Origin of the sequence: Promicromonospora kroppenstedtii DSM 19349 (genome assembly GCF_000515355.1) — a bacterium.
GTDB classification, from domain to species: Bacteria; Actinomycetota; Actinomycetes; order Actinomycetales; family Cellulomonadaceae; genus Promicromonospora; species Promicromonospora kroppenstedtii.
This window is the reverse complement of record NZ_KI911594.1, coordinates 2,748-5,234: the sequence shown is the minus strand read 5'-3', so window position 1 is coordinate 5,234 and position 2,487 is coordinate 2,748. Positions and strand designations below refer to the sequence as shown.

The window sequence follows — 2,487 nt, the reverse complement described above, 5'->3', positions numbered from 1 at the left end:
CCCGCAACGTGCACGGCGCCGAGCTCGTGGTGCGTCGCGCCGACGGCGTGCGCGGCGCCCGCCTCGCCCGCGTGGGTGAGGTCTCCCTCACCCGGGACGCCGACGGCGGCACGCACCTGGCCTGCCCGCTCGCCGACGAGGTGCTGGGCCTGGCCGTGACCCTGCACATCCGCACGCACCCCGCCCACGACGTCGTGGAGAAGTGGGCCGACCTGCGCAACCACTCGGAGCAGCCGATCGAGCTGCTGCGCGGCTGGGGCGGGGCGTTCAACGTGCCGACGTCGGGACCGGCGCACGTGGACCTGCTCGGCGGGGCGTGGTCGCGGGAGTTCACGCCGTTCCGCGCGTCGCTCGGCGCCGGTACGCTGAGCATCGGCAGCCGGCAGGGCATCACGAGCCACACGTACGCGCCGGTGGTGACGCTCGTGCTCGCGGGAACGGACGGGGTGGCCCGCCCCGCGCGAACGGACGCCCCCGTCCGTTTCGGCGTCGCGCTCGCGTACAGCGGCTCCTGGCGGATGGCGCTCGACGCCGTCCCGTTCGCCGACCACGTCCGGGTCTCCGCCGGGCCGGACGACGAGTCGGGCATCCTCACGCTGGAACCCGCCGCCGCGCTCACCACCCCGGTGCTGGCGGGCGTGCGCGTCGAGGGCGACGTCGACGACCTGGCCCACGCCTGGCACGCCTACCAGGCGACGCTGGCCCGCACGCGGGGCCCCGAGCACCGTCCCGTCGTCTACAACTCGTGGTTCGCCACCACGTTCGACGTCCGCGTGGAGCACCAGCTCCGGCTCGCCGAGGCCGCCGCGCAGGCGGGCGCGGAGGTGTTCGTGGTGGACGACGGCTGGTTCCGCGGCCGCACGACCGACCGGGCCGCACTCGGCGACTGGGAGGTCGACACGGAGCGCATCCCCGGCGGCCTCGGGCCGCTCGCCGACGGCGTCAAGGCCCTCGGCATGCGCTTCGGCCTGTGGGTCGAGCCCGAGGCGGTGAGCCCCGACAGCGACCTGTACCGCACGCACCCGGAGTGGGCGCACCAGGTGGACGGGCGTCCGCTGGAGACGCTGCGGCACCAGTACATGCTCAACCTGGGCCTGCCCGAGGTCGAGGAGTGGGTGCTCGGCACGCTGCGCCGCCTGCTCACCGAGACCGACATCAGCTACCTCAAGTGGGACATGAACCGCTCGATCGCCGACGGCGGGCGCACCGCCCCGGGCGGCGACGACTGGTCCTGGCGGCACACCCAGGCCTACTACCGCGTGCTCGACGCATTGCGCGCCGAGTTCCCGCACGTCACCGTCGAGGCGTGCGCGGGCGGCGGCGGCCGGATCGACCACGCGGTGCTCGCCCGGACCGACGTCGTCTGGCCCAGCGACGAGACGGGGCCGCGAGACCGGCTCGCGATCCAGCACGGGTTCCTGGGCGTGCTGCCCGCGTGGACCATGAGCTCGTGGGTCACCGACCTGCCCGACCTGCTCGACCCCGACCGGGAGAGCGCGCCGGCGAGCCTGGAGTTCCGGTTCGTGGTCGCCATGGCGGGGGTGCTCGGCATCGGCGCGGACCTGCTGGCCTGGGACGACGCGACCCGGGAGCGCGCGGCGTCGTTCGTCGAGCTGTACCGCGAGATCCGGCCGGTGGTGCACACGGGGCTGACCCGGCGGCACGGCTTGCCGGCCGACCCCGCGTGCGCGGTCCAGTACACGGGGGAGGACGCCGTGGTCGTGCTGGCCTGGCGCCGCGCCGGGGAGGCCCCGCTCACGGTCCACCTCGGCGACCTCGACCCGGACGCCCGCTACCGGGTCCGGGGCACCGACGAGACCCGCACGGGCAAGGAGCTCGCGACCGACGGCCTCGTCGTCCCGTGGACCTGGCGGGACTGCGACGTCGTGCTCCTGGACCGGGTGTGAGCGAACCCGGTACGAGCGAATCCGGTGCGGACGAACCCGGTGCGAGCCGCCGGCCGCTCACCGTCCGCACCGACCCGGCCCTGGGCGGCCGCTGGACCTCGCTGGCGACGCCGGAGCGCGAATGGCTCTGGCGCAACCCGCGGGTCTCAGACACCCAGCGGGCCGGCGTCGTGCCCGGCGACCCGTTCGCCGACGCGGGCGGCGGCGAGGAGTGCCTCCCCACGATCGGCGGTCCGAGCGACCACGGCGAGGTGTGGTCACGACCCTGGACCGCCGACGGCGGCGACGGCACGGCGGTCCGGGTCGAGGCCGGTGACCTCGCCCTCACCCGCCGCCTCACCACGCACGACGGCGAGGTCCGCGCCGACTACACGATCACCGGCCCGCCGGGCGCGCCCCTGCTGCACGCCGTCCACCTCCTGCTCGACGTCGGCCCGGACGCCCGCCTGGAGGTGCCCGGCCACCCGGACGCCCTGGTGGTCGAGTGGCCCGAGCCGGGCGCGACGACGCACACCACCTGGCCCGACGGCGGGGGAGTGCCGCTCGACGTGCTGGGCCCGGACGACGGCACCGCCCGCTG

At 75.8% G+C, this 2,487-nt stretch carries 2 protein-coding genes; both read left to right on the top strand.

Features of this window, described 5'->3' with window-relative positions; translation table 11 throughout:
• The coding region (locus PROKR_RS03035) for an alpha-galactosidase (RefSeq protein WP_051432624.1) at positions 1-1,907 on the top strand (1,907 nt) is incomplete at its 5' end.
• Positions 1,904-2,487, top strand: a 584-nt coding sequence (locus PROKR_RS33615; RefSeq protein WP_211240011.1) for a hypothetical protein, incomplete at its 3' end; no start/stop codon positions are given. The genes PROKR_RS03035 and PROKR_RS33615, both read left to right, overlap by 4 nt.